The organism is Burkholderia lata (genome assembly GCF_000012945.1).
In the GTDB taxonomy this organism is placed as follows: domain Bacteria; phylum Pseudomonadota; class Gammaproteobacteria; order Burkholderiales; family Burkholderiaceae; genus Burkholderia; species Burkholderia lata.
This window is the reverse complement of sequence record NC_007511.1, coordinates 1885071-1902752: the sequence shown is the minus strand read 5'-3', so window position 1 is coordinate 1902752 and position 17682 is coordinate 1885071. Positions and strand designations below refer to the sequence as shown.

The following is a 17682-nucleotide window of genomic DNA, read 5'->3' as shown; positions in this document are numbered from 1 at the left end:
ACGAAGTACCGGTCAGATCGCCGGTGCCGCGCTCAACGCGGTGCCGAGCGTCGGGTCGAGATACAGCGGCGTCGTGTTCGGCTTCGACGAGAAGTCGAACAGCGCGCGCAGGTCGCCTGCCGTCGCATCGAACGAACCGCCGCCGATGCGCTGGCCGCCGAGCCAGTTGTCCTCGATGAAGCGCACGACGGACGACTGGTCGAGCATCGTGTGGTCGACGTAGTTCTGCTTCGCATACGGCGAGATCACGATCAGCGGGATGCGCACGCCCGGGCCGCAGCGACCGTTCACGGTCGCGCCGTTCACGCCGGTGGTGCCGCCCGTGCCGCACTTGCCGCTGCCGTTGACCTGGTCGACCGGGTCCGACGATGCGCGCGTCGGCGCCGTGTACACGTGGTCGTACCAGCCGTCCGAGTCGTCATAGGTGACGATCACGGCCGTGTTCTGCCAGTCCGGCTGCTGCTGCAGGAAGTTGACGACCTTCGTCACGAACGCCTGCTCGTCGAGCGGATCCGAATAGCCTGCGTGCGCGTCCTGTGCGGCCGGGGCCTTCAGGTAGCTGACCGACGGGAAGTTGCCGGCCTTCACGGCGGCGAAGAAGTCGTCCGTGTCGTACTGGTGGTTCGCCGGTTCGGCGGTCTTGCCGTCCGTCTGGAGGCTCGAACCGATCGCGGCGACCGAGCTCGGGCGCGTGTGCTGCGGGTTCGAGGTCGACGCGTAGTACTGGAACCAGTTGTGGTGCGGGATGTAGTCGGACGTCGCGGCGTTCACGGCGGTGGCGACCGTGCTGCGGCTGCAGCCCGTGGTGCCGTTGCCGTTCGTCGTCGACAGGTTGAAGCCACCCATGAAGCCGCCCCACGTGATCTTTGCGCCGTTCAGCAGGTCGCCGATGTTCTTGCCCGTCATCAGTGCCTGGTCGGTCGTGCTCGAGCACACGTCGTTGCCCGGGTCGACGTCGTTGATCATCGTGAAGCCGCCCTGGCCGTCATTGATGTAGTACGAGCTCTTCGCGAGCGTCGACGGCTGCGCGGACGTCTTGACGATCTGCATCCCGTTGGTCTGGCCCGACACCACGTTCAGCGCGCCCGGCGTCGACGGGCCGTACGACGTCGTGTACATGTTGTCGCTCATCGCGAAGCGCTGCGCGTAGTTCCACAGTGCGGTCACGGTGTTGCCGTCGAAGTAGCCCATCACCTGGCCCTTCGTGCCGAACGCGCCGGCGCCGCCGGACGAGCCCTTGCCGGTGTATTTCGGGAACAGGTCGGCGAGGCCGTTGTCCTCGGCCTGCTGCTCGGCCGTGTATGCGTGGTTCTGGTCGGCGGTCGCGGCCTGCGTGCGGTCGAGGCGGAACGGGTTCGCCGCGTCGGTGCCATTGGCCGTGTTCGTGAAGTTCGGGTTCGCGGTGAGCAGCGTGCCCGTCAGGCCGTTGGGCGTCGGCGTGCCGGACTTCGCGTTGAACGCCGGTTCGCCCGACGGGTTCGTCGCGTTCGGGTAGGTACCGAAGTAGTGGTCGAACGAGATGTTTTCACCGTAGATCACGACGACGTGCTTGATCGGCGTGGCGGTCTGCAGCGCATCCTGCGACGACACGGCGGGCGTCGACGTGGGGTCGTCGCTGCCGCCGCAGGCGAACAGCGCCAGCGCTGCGGCTGCGCAGGCGGTGACGAGCAAGGCTTGACGGAACATCGGGAAACTCCAGGTAAGGTCTTCGATGGTGGAGAGCGGCCCCGTCGCCGTGTCGGTTCGGCGCGGAGCTCGTGAGAGAGCACGCGCATTGGAACAGTCCCGTATGAAGATATGGGGACGGAGTGGTTTCGTCGCGATTGCGCTGCGGTATCGATTTCATTACGGCGGAACGCGCAGCGAAAGTGAACGGAAAGGGGCAGACCGCATGCCTCCTGCGCGTCACATACCGCGGCGCGTGGGCCCGCTGCCGCGGATGCCGCGCGGGGCGGGCGAAAGGGCGTCGTCGACCCGTTCGCGCACGGTGCTGCGCTGCGCCCGTTTTTTGACAATCGGATGACGTATTCATACGATGAACGCCCTGCGGCGACGATTCCGCGTCGCCGACCGTCAGCGAGTATTCAGCGTGCCGATCCCCGTTTTGTTTGCCGTTCTGTGCGCGGCGTTCCTGCACGCGTCATGGAACGCGCTCGTCCGCAGCAGCGGCGACCGGCTCCGGTCGGCCACGGTGCTGCAGATCGCGATCGGGTCGTTCGCGCTGCTGTTCCTGCCGGCCGCTGCGCCGATCTCGGCGGCGAGTTGGGCGTGCGTCGTCGCGTCGGCCGTGCTGCACGTCGTCTACACGCTGCTGCTGGTGCGCGCGTACGAGCACGGCGACCTGACCGTCGCGTATCCGGTCGCGCGCGGCACCGCGCCGCTGCTCGTCACGCTCGGCGCGGCGGCGTTTGCGGGCGAGCGGCTGAATCTGGGCGCGCAGGCGGGGCTCGTGCTGATCTGCGCGGGCATCCTGGCGATCGGCCTGGAGCGCGGGCGCGGCGCGAAGCACCGGATGAGGCAGGTACTGCCGACCGCGTTCGCGACCGGCGTGTCGATCGCGGCCTACAGCGTGGTCGACGGGATCGGCGTGCGGGAAAGCGGCAACACGGTCGGCTATACCGCGTGGATGTTCGTGCTGACGGGCGCGATGATGGCCGCGTACTACCGGCTGCGGGCGGGGCCGTTGCGGCTGACGCAGGATGTCGGCGAAACGGCGAAGGCTGCGTGCGGCGGCGTGTTCGCGGCGCTCGCGTACGGCATCGTGATCTGGGCGATGGATCGCGCGCCGATGGGGCCGGTCTCGGCGTTGCGCGAAACGAGCGTGGTGTTCGCGGCGCTGATCGCCCGCGTGTATCTCGGCGAGCGGTTGACGCCGCGCCGGGCGGCCGGTTGCGTGGTGATCGCGGCGGGGGCGTTGCTGATCAGTGCGTTTGAAGCGGTGAGATAAACGGGCCGGACTGGCGCGCGGCCCGCCATATCAGGCCTCGACCGGCATCGCACTCGTGCACTTGATCTCGTCGAGGCACACGCTCGAATGCACGCCGCTCACGCCGGGAATGCGCATCAGCGTCTCGAGCAGGAACCGCGACAAGCCTTTCAGATCGTGCGCGACGACCTTCAACACGTAGTCGATGTCGCCCGTCACGGAGAAGCATTCCTGGATCTGCGCGAGATCGGACACCAGTTTCTGGAACTTCGACAGGTCGCGGATATGTCCGCGCTCCATCGTTACGTGCACGAAAGCGGTGACGCCGAAACCGAGTGTGTCGGGGCACAGCCGGGTTTCATATCGGCGGATCGCGCCGATTTCTTCCAGCCGCCGGTGGCGGCGCAGCGTCTGCGCGGGCGACAGGCCGACGGCCTTCGCCAGGTCGAGGTTCGACGCGCGGCCGTTCTCCTGCAGGATCGAGAGCAAGTGGCGATCGAGGCGATCCAGAACCGGTTCATGCATTTTTGTTTCCTCATCTGTCTCCTGGATGCAATCTTATCTCATAATGTAGGGTTTGCATGAACGGGTTACGAAACCCGATTTCGCCGTCGCGACGCTAAACTGACGCCGGATTTTCGTGTGCGAACGCAGCAATGCGGATGCGGCGACAGTCGGCGGCCGGTCTGGCAGGCACGCCGACGCGAATCGGGCGCCGCCACGCGAAGATTGCAGTCCCCAACCCGGCGGCTCCACGAACGGCCCCGGCACAGCAAAACAGCGCCCGGCACACCGAGGCGCGCCGCACCTCGCTGCAGGCGGGGGCGGACAGAGTGGAGAAGACATGGTTTCTGGAAACGAGAGCGACGGCCTGAAGCGCGGGCTGAAGAACCGGCACATCCAGCTGATTGCGCTCGGCGGCGCGCTCGGCACAGGACTGTTCCTCGGCATCGCGCAGACGATCAAGATGGCAGGCCCGTCCGTGCTGCTCGGCTACGGGGTGGCCGGCATCATTGCGTTCTTCATCATGCGCCAGCTCGGCGAGATGGTTGTCGACGAGCCCGTCGCCGGCTCGTTCAGCTACTTCGCCGACAAGTACGTCGGCCACTTCACCGGCTTCCTGTCCGGCTGGAACTACTGGGTGCTGTACATCCTCGTCAGCATGGCCGAGCTGTCGGCCGTCGGGATCTACGTGCAGTACTGGTGGCCCGGCGTGCCGACCTGGGTGTCGGCGCTGGTCTTCTTCGTCGCGATCAACCTGCTCAACCTGGCCAGCGTGAAGTCGTACGGCGAGACGGAATTCTGGTTCTCGATCATCAAGGTCGCCGCGATCGTCGGGATGATCGGCTTCGGCGGCTGGCTGCTCGCGAGCGGCCATGCGGGGCCGGAGGCAAGTGTCCGGAACCTGTGGCAGCACGGCGGCTTCTTCCCGAACGGCGTGTCGGGGCTCGTGATGTCGATGGCCGCGATCATGTTCTCGTTCGGCGGGCTGGAGCTGATCGGCATCACCGCGGCCGAGGCCGACGATCCGAAGCGCAGCATCCCGCGCGCGACCAACCAGGTGATCTACCGAATCCTGATTTTCTACATCGGCGCGCTCGCCGTGCTGCTGTCGCTGTACCCGTGGGAAAAGGTCGTCACCGGCGGCAGCCCGTTCGTGCTGATCTTCCACGCACTGAGCAGCAACCTGGTGGCCAACGTGCTGAACGTGGTCGTGCTGACGGCCGCGCTGTCGGTCTACAACAGCGGCGTGTACAGCAACAGCCGGATGCTGTTCGGCCTCGCGAAGCAGGGCAACGCGCCGAAGGTGCTGTGCTCGGTGAACAAGCGCGGCATTCCGCTCGCCGCGCTCGGCGCGTCGGCGCTCGCGACCGGCGTATGCGTGCTGGTCAACTACTTCATGCCGGGCAAGGCGTTCGAGGTGCTGATGGGCCTCGTCGTGTCGGCGCTGATCATCAACTGGGCGATGATCACGCTGATCCACCTGAAGTTCCGCCAGGCGAAGCGCGCAGCCGGGGAGGAGACTTCCTTCCGCAGTCTGGGCTATCCTTTCACGAATTACCTGTGCCTGGCATTCATGGCCGGCATTCTCGTCGTGATGTACCTGACGCCGGATCTCCGCCTGTCGGTGTACCTGATCCCGGTATGGCTCGCGGTGCTCGCGGTCGGGTATCGCTTCCGTCAGAAGAATGCAGGCTATGCGGTGCACGACAGCGCATCCGCACGCTGATACAGGCCACGACCGACCATTCTTCCAAACGAGACCGACATAGCCATGTTCGAACACATCGACGCGTACCCGGGCGACCCGATCCTGACGCTCAACGAGAACTTCCAGAAAGATCCGCGCGACCAGAAGGTCAACCTGAGCATCGGCATCTACTTCGACGCCGAAGGCCGGATTCCGGTGATGGGCGCCGTGCGCGAAGCCGAAACCGCGCTGCAGCGCGACAGCGGCGCGAAGCCGTACCTGCCGATGGTTGGCCTGCCCGCGTATCGCGACGCCGTGCAGGCGCTCGTGTTCGGCGCCGATCACCCGGCCCGCGCGGCCGGCCGCATCGCGACGCTGCAGACGCTCGGCGGCTCCGGCGCGCTGAAGGTGGGCGCCGATTTCCTGAAGCGCTACTTCCCGGACTCGCAGGTGTGGCTCAGCGATCCGAGCTGGGAAAACCACCGCTTCATCTTCGAGCGCGCCGGCTTCACGGTGAACACGTATCCGTACTACGACGAAGCGACGGGCGGCCTGAAGTTCGACGCGATGCTCGCGGCGATCGACGCGCTGCCGGCGCGCAGCATCGTGCTGCTGCACGCGTGCTGCCATAACCCGACCGGTGTCGACCTCGACGAAGGCCAGTGGGAGAAGCTGATCGACGTGATCGAGGCGCGCGGGCTGCTGCCGTTCGTCGACATGGCGTACCAGGGCTTCGGCGCGGGCCTCGACGCAGATGCTTTCGCGGTGCGCGAACTGGCTCGCCGCGGCGTGCCGGCGCTGGTCGCGAACTCGTTCTCGAAGAACTTCTCGCTGTACGGCGAGCGCGTGGGCGGCCTGAGCGTCGTCTGCGAGGATGCGGCCGCAGCCGACCGCGTGCTCGGCCAGCTGGCCGGCGCCGTGCGCTCGAACTACAGCAACCCGCAAACCTACGGCGCGAAGGTCGTGGCGGCCGTGCTCGGCACGCCCGCGCTGCGCAAGCAGTGGGAAGAGGAACTGGCGGCGATGTGCCGCCGCATCGCGCGGATGCGCCAGTCGATCCATGACGGCCTGCGCGACCACGTCAGCGGCGAGGCACTCACGCGCTATGTGAAGCAGCGCGGGATGTTTACGTACACGGGCCTGACCGAATCGCAGGTCGACGCGCTGCGCGAAGTGCACGGCGTGTACGTGCTGCGTTCGGGCCGGATGTGCGTCGCGGGCCTGAACGACTCGAACGTCGCCATCGTCGCGGATGCCATCGGCAAGGTGCTGAAGAGCGGCGTCTGAGCGCGGCGCGCCCCGGCGCGCAACGCGGCTGGCCGAACCGGCTGCCTCCCGCAAGGGGGCAGCCGGTTTTTTGTTGGGCGGCCGCAATGTGCGCCACCGGGCTGACGCGGGGGCACGCACGGGGGTACGATCACGGCATCCAACGCATTTCGGAAGGAGCGACATGGGCATCCGGATCATCCAGCTCGGCACGCCGCGCGCGGCCGGCGAGGGCCTGCGGATCGGGACGGTGCGGCGGCCGCCGCGCGGCGTTCCGAAGGCGGAATTCGCGTCGCGCAACTACTATGATGTATGGCTGCCGACGCTGTCGCCGAGCCCGGAACTCGTCGCACAGGCGCAAGCGGCCGAAACCGATGCCGAATGGAACGCGTTCCGGCGTCACTTCCGCGCGGAAATGGCGCATGGCGATGCGCCGAAGGTGCTCGACCTGCTGGCGGCGCTGTCGGCGACCACCGCGTTCTCGATCGGCTGCTACTGCGACGATGAACGCCATTGCCACCGCAGCGTGCTGCGCGAACTGCTTGCAGAGCGCGGCGCGGCGATCGAGCCGGACGCGGGCTGAAAGCGGTTTGAGGCGCCGCCGCGCAGCCGCGCCGGCATGCTGCCGCGCCGTTATCGTGCGGCGCAGCGAAGCGGTTGACGTGGGTCAAGCGTGCGGGCGCGCGCGCCACTATGCTCTTGTCATGGAGCCATCACGACGATGACAGGCGGACAGATGCAGATTGCCTTCCCGCCGGAACCACCCGAATATTGCGCACGCGACCTGGTCGTGGCGTTTTCGGCACTGGTCGACGGGCGTTGCGTACAGTGTGCGATCACGGCCGAGGCGCTGGAAGATCATTTCGGCGCGCCGTCGCTGCTCGAACGCGACCTGCTGGCCGCATTCGACGCGCACCGGTCGGCGATCGAGGCGATGGCGCGACGGATGCTCGAGGAAATCGGCGGCCGGCCGGTGCTGCTGCACAGCGGCCACTTCCGGCTCTGAGACGGATATCGCAGGAGGGCGCATGACACTGCAGGGCAACATTCACGAACGCGACTGGTCCGTCGAAGTCGAGACGCGTCCGTGCGAATCGGGCGAATTCCGCTGCCGCGTGTCGGTCGAGCACGGCGCCGGTGCCGCGCGTTTTCATCACACGTTCGAGCACAGCCATGCGTATCCGACCGAGCGCGAGGCGATGATCGAAGGGCTGCGGGCCGGCATGACGTGGATCGAGATGAAGACGTCGCAGACCTTCAACGTATGACCGGTTCCGCGCCAGCAAAGGCGCGGGCAGGCTATCGGCCGGGCAGCGATCGAAGAAGTCGCGCCGCGCCACGGGTAACGCGTGCCGCCGCCTTTCGGTGCGGGCGGCACATGCAAGGCGGTCGACGAGCGGGCGGCCCCGTCAGGAGACACGACATGGGCGTGGGCATGCAGATCGCCTGCCACGGATTCGCGGCTTCGGCCGCGGTCGAAGCCGAAGCCGGCGCGCAGCTGGTGCGGCTCGAGCGGTTTCGCGCGCTGATCGGCGGGTGCCACCTCGCGATCGAATCGCGTGCTGCCGCCGACGGCGCACGCCGGTACGACGTGCGGCTCGACCTCGTGATGCACGACACGGCGCTCTGGCCGCTGCCGCCGTGTGTCGGCGACGACGTGGACGACGCGCTGCGCCGCGCGTTCATGCAGGCCGAACAGGCGCTGATCGCGTGCCAGGCTGGCGGTGCAAGGGTGGGGCTGCGCAACGCGGCGACCGGCGGCGCGGTGCAATGATGCGCCGCGCGCGGGGCCGGGCGTCGTCCTGGTCTTGTTCCGTCAGACCCGTGCGAGCGCTTGCGAGTCGATGATGCGCACGCGCTTGCCGCGCGTTTCGACCAGCGCTTCGCGATGGAACCGCGAGAACATCCGGCTCACGGTTTCGAGCTTCATCCCGAGATAGCAGCCGATTTCCTCGCGCGTCATCCGCAGGTTGAATTCCGTCGCCGAATAGCCGCGCGCCTCGAAGCGCGACGACAGGTTCAGCAGGAAATGCGCGACGCGTTGCTCGGCCGACATCGTGCCGAGCAGCAGCATCTGGCTCGATTCGCGGACGATCTCGCTGCTCAGCATCTGGTAGAGGAAGTGCTGCATCGGCTTGATCTCGCGGCACGCCGCTTCGAGCGCGCCGAACGGGATGATGCACACGACACTGTCCTCGAGTGCGATCGCGTCGCAGCAGTGCTGGCCGCCGCCGATGCCGTCCATCCCGAGCGTTTCACCGGCAATCTGGAAGCCCGTCACGTGCTCGCGGCCGTCGCGATGCATCATCACCGTCTTGAACGAACCCGCGCGCACCGCATAGATGCTCTGGAACGGATCGTCGGTGCGGAACAGCGCGTCGCCCTGGCGTACCTGCCGGGTCGTGCAGATGATCGAGTCGAGGCGGCCGAATTCGGCCGCGGTCAGGTGCGGCGGCAGGCACATCGAACGCATCGCGCACACCGAGCAGCGCGCGGCGGGATGTTTGGCGGCGTCGGCGCGCGTGACCGCGCGAAGCGGAATCGTCGGCCGAGGCGTGATGGATACGTCGGCGGCGCAAGGGGTGGCTGTGGACATGAGTCACTCCGGCTCGTCAGGGGCGGTGCACGCGAGTGTGCACCAGGGATTCGATGACCTGGCATGCGGCGTCGAATTCGACGGTCTTGTCGAAGAAGTAGTCGGCTCCGGCCGACGCGCATGCCTCTCTGAATGCCGGCGCCGAGTGATTCGTCAGCACGATCGTGACGATGCGCGGCGCGGCCTTCGACAGCGTCCCGATCAGGTCGAGGCCGCTGCCGTCCGCCAGCCGCAGGTCGACGATCACCACATCCGCCTGGCTGCTGCGGATATGCATCCACGCGTCCTGGCCGTCTTCCGCCTCGCCGACGACGGCGACACCGCGGATCGCGCCGACGAGCAGCGCGATCCGCTGCCGGACGGCGACGGCGTGATCGACGAGAAACACCCGGAGCGCGGCGGGTAACTGGCTGGCATTCATGCCGGCAGTATCGTGTTGCGCCGCCGAAAATGAAATCGGCCGAATTGGAAGTTGATGTAGGCCGCTGCGACGCGTTGTAGGGCGATTCCTACAACGCGTACGGGAAACCGCCGGAGCGGCCCCGAGGTGGCGATGCCGCGAGCGCGGCTGAAGGGTTGCGCCGCCGGGTCAGCCGGCCCGGCGTGCGGCCAGCGCATCGCGCGCGGTGCGGCACGCGGCCAGATCCCACGCGGCACAGCCGACGCTCTTGAACAGCAGCGGCCCGCTGCGGTCGAATGCGCCGCGCAGCACGTCGGCGAGCGACGCGACATCCTGCCAGTCGACCTGCGCGACGATCAGGTCGCCGGCTTCGTGGCGCGCGCCGGCCGGATCGTCGACGACCAGCCGGCTGGCGCGCACGGTGTTCGCGTCGATCTCGGCCGCGTCCGCGGTGAACGCGCCGACGCCGACCACCAGCCGGCCTTCGCGCGCGGCTTCGCGATAGACGGGCGTGCGGCTGGTCGTGAGCGTGACGACGACGTCGATCGCATCGGGAATCGCGTCGCCGTCGAGCGGCACGAGATGCGGTGCCTGTGTGCGGTGCGCGGCGCAGAAGGCAGCCGCGCTGTCGGCGCTCGTGCCGCGCACGTGAAGGCGCGCGTCGGGAAAGATCGCGGCGAGCGCTTCCGCGTGATTCGCTGCCTGTTTCCCGGTGCCGATCAGCAGGATGTCGCGCGGGGCGACGCCATGCAGCGCCTGGATGCCGAGCGCGGTGATGGCCGCCGTGCGGCGTCCGGTGACCGTCGGGCCGTCGAGCGCGAAACGCATCTCGCCGGTGGTCGCGTCGTATGCGGTGACCTGGCCGAGGATCGTCGGCAGCCCGCGCGCGCCGTTGCCCGGGCACACGTTCACGAGCTTGTGGGTCGCGAGGTCGCGCGCGCTCGACGGCATCGACAGCATCACGCCGCCCGCCTGCAACGGCACGACCAGGCGTTCGGGGCTGACGATCTCGCCCGCCGCATAGTCGGCGACGGCCTGCCTGAGCGTGGCGAGCAGCGCCGGGTAGTCGAGCAGCGCGGCCGTGTCGGCCGCATCGAAAACGGGAATCGGGGAAAGAGCGGTCATCGTGTACGTCGTATGCGTCGGTGAGCGTGGACGACGGGCGCATGCCGCGCCCGCCACAGGGCTGCCGGATACCGTGACACAGGGCAGTGTGGATCGAATCTATACCACTTGCTGGCCCACCCGCAACCCAGAAAATAAAGCGGCTTGCCGGTTTTGGTTCTAATATCTGTCCAGAAGGGCCGCCGTAGCCTCGATGCCGGCGCGCTCCGGTATAGTGCGAACCCATTCCAGATTCACGCCCGCGACCGGGCAGGAGCGACAACGATGATGTCCGCGCGTCCCGACACACTCGAAGGCGGTTTCAGGCCGCTGCAGATCTACGAGCAGGTGGCCGAGAAGATCCGCGACGAGATCCGCGCGGGGCGCTATGCCGCCGAGTCGCGGCTGCCGTCCGAACGCGAGCTCGCGGGGCTGTTCCAGGTCGGCCGGCCGGCCGTGCGCGAGGCGCTCGGCGCACTGCAGAACGAAGGGCTCGTGTTCACGAAGCGCAATTCGGGCACCTACGTCGTCGCGTCGCCGCTCGACGTGCTCGCACAGCGCGGCGACACGCACCGGGCGTCCGAGCCCGATTTCAGCCCGACGTCGACGCTCGACGTGCGGCTGATCCTGGAGCCAGCGATCGCACGCCTCGCGGCCGCGCACGGCCGTGCCGACCCGGGCGCCGAACGCTATCTGGCTCAGATGGAGACCATTACCGACGTCGACGACCCGCATCAGCGCGCGCTCTGGAACGAGAGCGACCGGCTGTTCCACCGGCAACTCGCGTTGATGACCGGCGACGCGCTGATGGTGAAGATCGCGGACGAAGTCGCGAAGACGATGGACCAGCCGCTGTGGAAGCGGCTGAAGGACGACGGCATCTACGATGCGGGCCGGATCCGGCTCTACGTGTCCGAGCACCGGCTGATCTACGAGGCGATCGTGTCCGGCGACGCCGATGCGGCGGCGTTCTATGTCGAGCAGCACATCCTCCGCGTGCGGCGCGACATCGCACCAAAGTGACCGCGCCCGGTTCGTTCTGGTCTGAAAAATGACCAGAATCGAAGTTTTTATTTTTTAATTGCTTGCATGGTGACCACGCGTGTCCTACATTGGTTTCACACAAAACCAATCAGGAGACATCATGCGACACCTCGTTACCGCGCTCTCGGTGGCTCTCGCCGCCGGCGCGCTGACTTCCGCGCATGCGCAGGAAGTCGTGATGATCGGCCATTCGGCGCCGCTGACCGGCCCGCAGGCCGCGAACGGCAAGGACAATGAAAACGGCGCGCGCCTGGCCGTCGACGAGCTCAACAAGGCCGGCATCAAGGTCGCCGGCAAGGCCGTCACCTTCAAACTGGTTTCCGACGACGACCAGGCCGACCCGAAGGCCGGCGTGCAGGTTGCACAGAACCTCGTCGACAAGGGCGTCGTCGCGGTGCTCGGGCCGTACAACTCGGGCGTCGCGATTCCCGCATCGCGCGTGTACTCGACTGCCGGCGTGCCGATGCTGCCGGTCGCGTCGAACCCCGCGCTGACCAAGCAGGGCTTCAAGAACATCTTCCGGATCGGCGCGAGCGACGAACAGCTCGGCGGCACGATGGCCACTTTCGCCGCGAAGACGCTGAACGCGAAGACCGCCGCCGTGATCGACGATCGCACCGCTTACGGGCAGGGCGTGGCCGAGCAGTTCATGAACGTCGCGAAAGCGAACGGGATCAAGATCGTCGACCAGGAATACACGAGCTCGTCGGCCACCGATTTCCTCGGCATTCTCACCAAGATCAAGGCCAGCAACCCCGACGTGATCTTCCTCGGCGGCTATGCGGCACAGGGCGCGCCGATGGCCAAGCAGATGAAGCAGCGCGGTCTGCGCGCGAAGCTGCTCGGCGGCGACGGCATCTGCTCGGCGGACATGGGCAAGGTCGCGGGCGACGCGGCGTCGATCGTCTACTGCGCGCAGGGCGGCGTCGCGCTCGAGAAGACGGCGGCCGGCCGCGAATTCCTGAAGAAGTACCACGACACGTATCACACCGATCCGCAGGTCTACGGCGTGAACTACTACGACGGGATGAAGCTGCTCGCCGACGCGATGGTCAAGGCCGGCACGACCACCGACAAGGCGAAGCTGATCGCGCAGCTTGCGAAGTCGGACTACAAGGGCGTCGCGGGCACCTATTCGTTCGACGCGAACGGCGACCTGAAGGGCGCGCCGACCACCGTCTACGTGATCCGCAACGGCCTGCCGGAACCGTACGCGAAGTAACCGGCCAGCCTGCCATCGGACGGCGGCGCGGCCGCCGTTCTTCGTTTCAACGCTTTCGATCACCCATGAAAATTACCCGATCCCTTTCCACCGTCGAAGTCCATACCGGCGGCGAAGCGTTCCGCATCGTCACGAGCGGGCTGCCGCGCCTGCCGGGCGACACGATCGTCCAGCGCCGCGCGTGGCTCAAGGAAAACGCCGACGAGATCCGCCGCGCGCTGATGTTCGAACCGCGCGGCCACGCCGACATGTACGGCGGCTACCTGACCGAGCCCGTGTCGCCGAATGCGGATTTCGGCGTGATCTTCCTGCACAACGAAGGCTACAGCGACCATTGCGGACACGGCGTGATCGCACTGTCGACCGCGGCCGTCGAGCTCGGCTGGGTGCAGCGCACGGTGCCGGAAACGCGGGTCGGCATCGACGCGCCGTGCGGCTTCATCGAGGCGTTCGTCAAATGGGACGGCGAGCATGCGGGACCGGTGCGCTTCGTCAACGTGCCGTCGTTCATCTGGCAACGCGACGTGTCGGTCGAGACGCCGTCGTTCGGCACCGTGACCGGCGACATCGCGTACGGCGGCGCGTTCTATTTCTACGTCGACGGTGCGCCGTTCGACCTGCCGGTGCGCGAAGCGGCCGTGGAAAAGCTGATCCGCTTCGGCGCGGAAGTGAAGGCCGCCGCGAACGCGAAGTACCCGGTCGTCCATCCGGAGATTCCGGAAATCAACCACATCTACGGCACGATCATCGCGAACGCGCCGCGCCACCCGGGCTCGACGCAGGCGAACTGCTGCGTGTTCGCGGATCGCGAGGTCGACCGCTCGCCGACGGGTTCCGGCACCGGCGGCCGGGTCGCGCAGCTCTACCAGCGCGGGCTGCTCGCGGCCGGCGACACGCTCGTCAACGAATCGATCGTCGGCACGGTCTTCAAGGGGCGCGTGCTGCGCGAAACGACGGTCGGCGACATCCCGGCCGTGATTCCGGAAGTGGAGGGCAGCGCGCATATCTGCGGGTTCGCAAACTGGATCGTCGACGAACGCGATCCGCTGACCTACGGTTTTCTCGTGCGCTGAGTTGCGGCGCCGATCGGCTGCGCGTGGCGCGGCCTCCCGTTTGTAGTACCAGGCTTGGCGCGTCGTTCCCGTTACGGGGCGCGCGCCTTTTTTGCGTGTGAACCGCCGCGCAGCCGCCCCGCGTGTGCCGCCGCCGCGCCATTGCAGTCCGGCGGGCCGCGCGAGTTTGGTACGATGCACCCTTTTCAGCCGAGCTCCACCCGCGTGAATCGCCGAAACGTGTCGTCAGTGCGTGACTTCTGTGCCAGATGGGTCGCGCGCGCCCAACCCGTCGCGGCTGCCGCCGTCGCGCGGGTCAAGCCTCTCGCCGCCACCGCGTGGCACCATGTCCGTCACCCGACCCGCCGCGGCGTGCTGCTCGCCGGCGCCGCCGTGCCGACGCTGTTCGTGGTGTACGTGGTCGTGCTCATCCCGTTCACGCCGGGCATTGGCGACATCCGCAAGGCACGCGTCGACCAGCCCGCGCAGGTGCTGTCCGCCGACGGCAAGCTGCTGGCCGAATTCAAGCCGTCGAACCGCGAGTGGGTGCCGCTCAAGCAGATCTCGCCGCACATGGTCGACGCGCTGATCGCGACCGAGGATCACCGTTTCTACGAACACCACGGCCTCGACTGGAAGCGCACGGCATCGGCCGCACTCCATACGTTCTCGGGCAGCCGCCAGGGCGGCTCGACGATCACGCAGCAGCTCGCGCGCAACCTGTACCCGGACGAGATCGGCCGCGCGCCGACGCTCACGCGCAAGGTGAAGGAGGCGATCACCGCGCTGAAGATCGAGGCGGTCTACAGCAAGGACCAGATCCTCGAGACCTACCTGAACACGGTGCCGTTCCTGTACAACGCGTACGGCGTCGAGATGGCCGCGCGCACCTATTTCGACAAGTCGGCCGACGAGCTCGACGTGCTCGACAGCGCGACGCTCGTCGGGATGCTGAAGGGCAACAGCTACTACAACCCGGTGCTGAATCCCGAGCGCGCGCTGCAGCGGCGCAACACGGTGCTCGGCCAGATGGTGAAGTACGGCAAGCTGTCGCCCGCGCAGTTCACGCAGTTGCAGCGCCGGCCGCTGCGGATCGACTTCGAGCGGCAGAAGGAGCCGCCGGGGCCGGCGCCGCATTTCGCGCAGCAGCTGCGCAAATGGCTGATCGCGTGGGCCGACCGCAACGACTACAACATCTATGCGGACGGGCTGATCGTGCGCACCACGATCGACTCGCGGCTGCAGCAGATGGCGACGCAAGCACTCACGCTGCAGGGCAACCAGCTGCAGGGCATCGCCAACAATGCATGGAGCGGCCGCGACGGCTGCGGCACCGACAACGAGGTGTTCCGCACCTTCATGCGCGAGTCGCCCGAATACAAGGCTGCGCAGGACGCCGGCAAGGACGACGCGGCCGCGATGAAGCTGCTCGCGGCCGACCGTGGTTTCATGCGCGCGCTGTGCAAGACGAAGACCGACGTGCAGGCCGGCTTCCTCGCGATCGATCCGCGCGACGGTCAGATCCGCGCGTGGGTCGGCAGCCGCGATTTCACGAACGAACCGTTCGACCACGTCGCGCAGGCGCGGCGCCAGCCGGGCTCGACGTTCAAGCCGTTCGTCTATGGCGTCGCGTTTGCAAACGGGATGAAGCCGGACGACACGTTCATCGACCAGCCGGTCGAGATCCCGTTGAAGGGTGGCGAGATCTGGCGGCCGAATGACGACGTGCCGCCGACCGGCAAACCGATGACGTTGCGCGACGCGGTCGCGCTGTCGCGCAACCGGATCACCGCGCAGGTGATGGAGAAGGTCGGGCCGGCTTCCGTGGCCAGGCTCGCGCGCGACATGGGCGTGCGCGAAAGCCCGCTCGAACGCGTGCCGTCGCTGGCGCTCGGCACGAGCCCCGTCACGCTGAAGGAAATGGTCGCGTCGTACGCGACGATCGCGAACGGCGGGCTGTATGTCGAGCCGCAGATGGTGACGCGGATCGAGAACCGCCAGGGCGACGTGCTCGCCGAATACGCGCCGGCGCCGCCCGAGCGCGCGCTCGACGCCGAAACCGACAAGACGCTGCTCAGCGTGATGCGCGATGTCGTGACGCGCGGCACGGGCGGCAGCATCCGCACGCGCTTCGGGATCCGCGGCGACGTCGCCGGCAAGACGGGCACGACGCAGGACAACGCGGACGGCTGGTTCATCCTGATGCAGCCGGGCCTCGTCGCCGGCGCGTGGGTCGGTTTCGACGACGGCCGCGTGACGCTGCGCAGCGACTACTGGGGGCAGGGCGCGCACAGTGCGCTGCCGATCGTCGGCGATTTCTTCCAGCGTGCGCAGCGCGCCCGGATCGTCGACACGAAGGCGAAATTCGATACCGAGCCGTCGCCGGGCTGGTTCGCGTCGCTGCGCGAGCGCGTGACGGACCTGTTCGACACGTGGTTCCCGCCCGAGACGAAGAAGGCGCCCGCGCCGGTCAGGACGCAGCGGGTGGAGCGTGCGCCCGAGGCTGATACGGGCGCGGCCTCGGCCGCGTCGGATGCTTCTGCACCCGAAGCGGCATCGGGCGGCATCGTCGAGGAATGGGTGCCGGCGTCCGAAGTGGCCGCGTCGGCCGCCGCGCTGTCGGCGGGTGCATCGCAGCCGCAAATCGCGCAGCCGCCAGCGGGAGCGAGCGCGACGGGCGGAAGCAGCGCGGGCCTCGGCGCCGCACCGGCCGCAACCCCTTCGGCCGCACCGGCTCAGCCACCGGTGCCGGCCGCACCCGACGCGACCGGACCTTCTCAGTAACGGAGCCGTTCAGATTTCGCGCGAAGCTGCCGTAATCATGGTGTCATGACAGCTCGCGCGGTCGCTCCGCGCCTCCCCGATGAGGCTATCTACCGACTACGTCCCGCTCGCGCGTGACGATCTCGCTGCCGGCGTCCCGTTCGGCTTCGATCTCTACGATGCCGACGGCGCCGCGCTGCTGCCGGCCGGCACCACGCTGCACGATGCCGCGCAGCATGCCTTCCTGTTCGACCATTTCCGGCCGGTACGGCGGCGCGACGACGCCGAACCGGAAGTCGCGCCGCGCGTGCCTGACGCGGTGCCTCACGCGCCGCGGATGGGGTTGTCGGCGGGCGCTTCGGTCGGCATCCGCCGCCGGGTCGGCGCGACCCGTGGGCTGCAGCGCTACCGGCTGATCGGCATCGCTGCGTCGGGCGCGCTGTTCGTCGAGCCGCAGCCGGCGGCGGCGTTCGACTTCGCGCGTGGCGACGACATTGAGGCTGTGGCGATCGGCCGTGCCGCGGTGTCGCGTTTCGGCGCGACGGTCGAATCGGTGCAGGCGGCGGGTGCCGCGCGGTTCCTGGTGCTGTCGCCGCCCGGCTTCGTCGACCGGCTGCGCACGCGCGCGGAGCCGCGCGTGCCGGTGCGGATCGCCGCCTGCTGCGCGGGCGGGTCGGAGGGCGCGGAAGGGATCGGGATGGTGCACGACATCAGCGTGAGCGGGCTGTCGATTGCCGTCGACCGGCCGATCGCCGCAATTGGCGAACCGTTGCGCGTACAGCTTCCGTACGCGACCGGCGACCGGGTCGAGCTACTGGCGCTCGACAGCACGGTGCGGGCCGTCCACGCCGATCCGGCGGCGCCCGCGCTGACGCTGCATCACGCGGCGTTCGGCGAGACCGGCGCCGACGACCTGATCCGCCTCAAGGCCCTGCTGTTCGACCGACTGATGGCGTCGTCGGATACCGACCGGCGGCGCTGAGGCGGGGCACAGCGCACCGGATGCCCCGCCACGGTATTCATTGCATGAATGCCGACAATCATCTGATGATTCAAGTGATTCCGCGGCGATTGTATGTTTTCCGTCAACAGTGAATTCGCAATTTAAGTATTTACCC

General features: G+C 67.8%; 17 protein-coding genes. 12 read left to right on the top strand and 5 right to left on the bottom strand.

What is annotated here, in order from left to right:
* Window positions 1-12: 12 nt before the first annotated feature.
* Window positions 13-1686 carry a phospholipase C gene (locus BCEP18194_RS31135; RefSeq protein WP_011355276.1) on the bottom strand — a complete coding sequence of 558 codons (1674 nt, stop codon included), beginning with the start codon at window positions 1684-1686 and terminating at the stop codon, window positions 13-15.
* A 349-nt stretch (window positions 1687-2035) separates the two neighbouring features.
* On the opposite strand from BCEP18194_RS31135, the gene BCEP18194_RS31130 reads away from it, so the two are divergent.
* The gene (locus BCEP18194_RS31130) at window positions 2036-2947 is read left to right on the top strand and encodes an EamA family transporter (protein ID WP_011355275.1); all 912 of its coding nucleotides are present in this window, start codon (window positions 2036-2038) and stop codon (window positions 2945-2947) included.
* A gap of 30 nt (window positions 2948-2977) precedes the next feature.
* On the opposite strand, the gene BCEP18194_RS31125 is transcribed toward BCEP18194_RS31130, so the two are convergent.
* Entirely contained in the window at window positions 2978-3451 is a 474-nt protein-coding gene (locus BCEP18194_RS31125) for an Lrp/AsnC family transcriptional regulator (protein WP_011355274.1), read from the bottom strand.
* A gap of 319 nt (window positions 3452-3770) precedes the next feature.
* On the opposite strand from BCEP18194_RS31125, the gene BCEP18194_RS31120 reads away from it, so the two are divergent.
* The 6 genes from BCEP18194_RS31120 to BCEP18194_RS31095 all read left to right on the top strand — a co-directional run bounded on the left by BCEP18194_RS31120 (window position 3771) and on the right by BCEP18194_RS31095 (window position 8157).
* Window positions 3771-5156 carry an amino acid permease gene (locus BCEP18194_RS31120; RefSeq protein WP_011355273.1) on the top strand — a complete coding sequence of 462 codons (1386 nt, stop codon included), beginning with the start codon at window positions 3771-3773 and terminating at the stop codon, window positions 5154-5156.
* 45 nt (window positions 5157-5201) lie between these two features.
* Window positions 5202-6404, top strand: coding sequence for an amino acid aminotransferase (locus BCEP18194_RS31115; protein ID WP_011355272.1), 1203 nt, complete (start codon window positions 5202-5204; stop codon window positions 6402-6404).
* A gap of 163 nt (window positions 6405-6567) precedes the next feature.
* Entirely contained in the window at window positions 6568-6966 is a 399-nt protein-coding gene (locus tag BCEP18194_RS31110) for a DUF488 domain-containing protein (protein WP_011355271.1), read from the top strand.
* A 138-nt stretch (window positions 6967-7104) separates the two neighbouring features.
* The gene (locus BCEP18194_RS31105; RefSeq protein WP_011355270.1) at window positions 7105-7389 is read left to right on the top strand and encodes a DUF1488 domain-containing protein; all 285 of its coding nucleotides are present in this window, start codon (window positions 7105-7107) and stop codon (window positions 7387-7389) included.
* Window positions 7390-7411: 22 nt separating this feature from the next.
* Window positions 7412-7651: a hypothetical protein gene (locus BCEP18194_RS31100; RefSeq protein WP_011355269.1), complete on the top strand. Its 240-nt coding sequence runs from the start codon at window positions 7412-7414 to the stop codon at window positions 7649-7651.
* Window positions 7652-7806: 155 nt separating this feature from the next.
* Window positions 7807-8157 carry a hypothetical protein gene (locus BCEP18194_RS31095; RefSeq protein ID WP_041493312.1) on the top strand — a complete coding sequence of 117 codons (351 nt, stop codon included), beginning with the start codon at window positions 7807-7809 and terminating at the stop codon, window positions 8155-8157.
* Between the two features lie 42 nt (window positions 8158-8199).
* Here the strand turns inward: BCEP18194_RS31095 and BCEP18194_RS31090 are convergent, their stop codons facing one another.
* The 3 genes from BCEP18194_RS31090 to lhpI form a co-directional block, all read right to left on the bottom strand.
* A complete protein-coding gene (locus BCEP18194_RS31090; RefSeq protein WP_011355267.1) occupies window positions 8200-8979 on the bottom strand; it encodes a helix-turn-helix domain-containing protein in 780 nt (259 codons plus the stop codon).
* Between the two features lie 16 nt (window positions 8980-8995).
* Window positions 8996-9400 carry a response regulator transcription factor gene (locus BCEP18194_RS31085; RefSeq protein ID WP_011355266.1) on the bottom strand — a complete coding sequence of 135 codons (405 nt, stop codon included), beginning with the start codon at window positions 9398-9400 and terminating at the stop codon, window positions 8996-8998.
* A 168-nt stretch (window positions 9401-9568) separates the two neighbouring features.
* On the bottom strand, window positions 9569-10504 hold the full coding sequence (gene lhpI, locus BCEP18194_RS31080; RefSeq protein ID WP_011355265.1) for a bifunctional Delta(1)-pyrroline-2-carboxylate/Delta(1)-piperideine-2-carboxylate reductase: 936 nt from the start codon (window positions 10502-10504) through the stop codon (window positions 9569-9571).
* A 264-nt stretch (window positions 10505-10768) separates the two neighbouring features.
* Between lhpI and BCEP18194_RS31075 the strand changes: the two genes are divergently transcribed.
* The 5 genes from BCEP18194_RS31075 (at window position 10769) to BCEP18194_RS31055 (ending at window position 17546) form a co-directional block, all read left to right on the top strand.
* Window positions 10769-11506, top strand: coding sequence for a FadR/GntR family transcriptional regulator (locus BCEP18194_RS31075; protein ID WP_011355264.1), 738 nt, complete (start codon window positions 10769-10771; stop codon window positions 11504-11506).
* A gap of 121 nt (window positions 11507-11627) precedes the next feature.
* The gene (locus BCEP18194_RS31070) at window positions 11628-12749 is read left to right on the top strand and encodes a branched-chain amino acid ABC transporter substrate-binding protein (RefSeq protein WP_011355263.1); all 1122 of its coding nucleotides are present in this window, start codon (window positions 11628-11630) and stop codon (window positions 12747-12749) included.
* 65 nt (window positions 12750-12814) lie between these two features.
* Window positions 12815-13822 (top strand): trans-3-hydroxy-L-proline dehydratase, encoded by a 1008-nt coding sequence (gene lhpH / locus BCEP18194_RS31065; protein ID WP_011355262.1) that lies wholly within the window; start codon window positions 12815-12817, stop codon window positions 13820-13822.
* Window positions 13823-13996: 174 nt separating this feature from the next.
* Complete coding sequence (locus tag BCEP18194_RS31060) at window positions 13997-16585, top strand: penicillin-binding protein 1A (RefSeq protein ID WP_011355261.1); 2589 nt, start codon at window positions 13997-13999, stop codon at window positions 16583-16585.
* 79 nt (window positions 16586-16664) lie between these two features.
* Window positions 16665-17546: a PilZ domain-containing protein gene (locus tag BCEP18194_RS31055; RefSeq protein WP_011355260.1), complete on the top strand. Its 882-nt coding sequence runs from the start codon at window positions 16665-16667 to the stop codon at window positions 17544-17546.
* The last annotated feature ends 136 nt before the right edge of the window (window positions 17547-17682 follow it).